We start from the raw sequence: 1480 nt of genomic DNA on the forward strand, positions 1-1480 counted from the left end.
CACCCTTTCTGAACGTTTGTTTGTAACACAAGTATATTAAACGCCTGTTCTCTTGGCTAGTTATTCTGAGCAAAAGGGATACTCATTTTTAGTTTTAATGACAGCCACAGCTACCTCCAGACCCACATCCACATCCTGAATCATCCTTCAGCAAGGAATTGGAATTCGGTGTTTTTATATGAGGGCTAACTGAATGAGCAACTAGCTTACCAACCTCATCTACGAGTCCCTCTAACTTTCGCTCAGCAATTTTATACTGGGAAACCGCTTCATGCATATCCATAGCACGTTTAGCTTCACGAATATCCTTCATAATCTTATTATAATCAGGATGATACCGACCAAAACGTTCCACGTCTTCATATTGGTCTTTTATACGTAAAAAGGCTCTAATTAGCGATTGAGCTTCTTTATTTGATGCTAGAGCTGCTTTTTTTTGCTTATAATTTATCATCTCTTCAGAGTGGCAAATCATTTTCCCTAACCCTTCAGCACTATCAAGGACATCTACAATCTCTAAGGTTGCTAACACTTTCAACCACCTCCATCTTATTTAGTTTAACAGATAGAGATGGTAAAAACCACTTACAGTTAATCCCTTAGTTGAGTTGCCATTTGGATAAGCATTGAAAACATTTGTATATTATTTGTCCATTGTTGCATTCGTTGGGCTGGAGTTTGGCCATAGTAATACTTCGCTTCCTGTTCAAGTAAGGAAAATTCTTCTGGGTTTCTCCAAAGTCTTCTGTACCATTGGGGATGAACCCTTACGTATTGTAATAGTTCAGGCCGCTCCTTCAATGTGTGATATAGTTCATACTGCATAAAACTCCCTCCTCTTAATCCTGGTGAAAGTGGAATGGAGATTTAGGACTAGAATTCCCTTGATTCCCTTGATTCCCTTGATTGCCTTTCATCTCCTGAAATTGTTTCACAAGAGTTTGTATATTTCCAAGGGCTCCGTCTAGATTATGGAGATGACCCTGTACTTTGTTTAAGTCAAATTGCTCTAGCATACCCATCATTTGATTCAAAAACTCAGTAGATTTTTCCTTCGAATTACTCTTTTTCCCCTTAGTATTAGTCTCATCTTTAAACTGTTCCCAAAATGGATCCTCTTCTCCAAGAAGAACCCATTTCTCATAATAGGTCTGCCAGCTTTCCCCTTTTTTCCTAACCTGTCGAATTAAATCAGGGTGTTTTTGAACAAATTCCTTAAATTCTTGAACGGAAGGATCAAGTGATTTCGCCATACCTTCACACCTCTTTCCCATGTATTTCCTTATAAATAGCCTATGCTGCATAAGCAAAAAGGTGATATTTAAAAGCTTGGCTTATCGTTAAGGGGATTCTTCTTGAAAGGCAATTTTTCTTTCTTAAAAACCCTTATACCCTTCAGTGTAAGTCCTAATGTGCTATCAACCAAACACAGCATAATGATAGTAAGAAAAGCGCAAGCGCCCTTCGAAACAAGAAAATC

General features: G+C 38.2%; 3 protein-coding genes. All 3 read right to left on the reverse strand.

Annotated elements, in window-relative coordinates:
- Positions 1-94: 94 nt before the first annotated feature.
- Genes RZN25_18360 through RZN25_18370 form a run of 3 tightly spaced genes read right to left on the reverse strand, consistent with a single transcriptional unit; the run spans position 95 to position 1253 of the window.
- Entirely contained in the window at positions 95-532 is a 438-nt protein-coding gene (locus RZN25_18360; GenBank protein ID MEQ6378763.1) for a YlbF family regulator, read from the reverse strand.
- Positions 533-591: 59 nt separating this feature from the next.
- Positions 592-825 carry a YlbE-like family protein gene (locus RZN25_18365; GenBank protein MEQ6378764.1) on the reverse strand — a complete coding sequence of 78 codons (234 nt, stop codon included), beginning with the start codon at positions 823-825 and terminating at the stop codon, positions 592-594.
- A gap of 14 nt (positions 826-839) precedes the next feature.
- Positions 840-1253 (reverse strand): YlbD family protein, encoded by a 414-nt coding sequence (locus tag RZN25_18370; protein ID MEQ6378765.1) that lies wholly within the window; start codon positions 1251-1253, stop codon positions 840-842.
- Positions 1254-1480 lie beyond the last annotated feature (227 nt).

This window comes from Bacillaceae bacterium S4-13-56 (genome assembly GCA_040191315.1).
Classification (GTDB): domain Bacteria; phylum Bacillota; class Bacilli; order Bacillales; family JAWJLM01; genus JAWJLM01.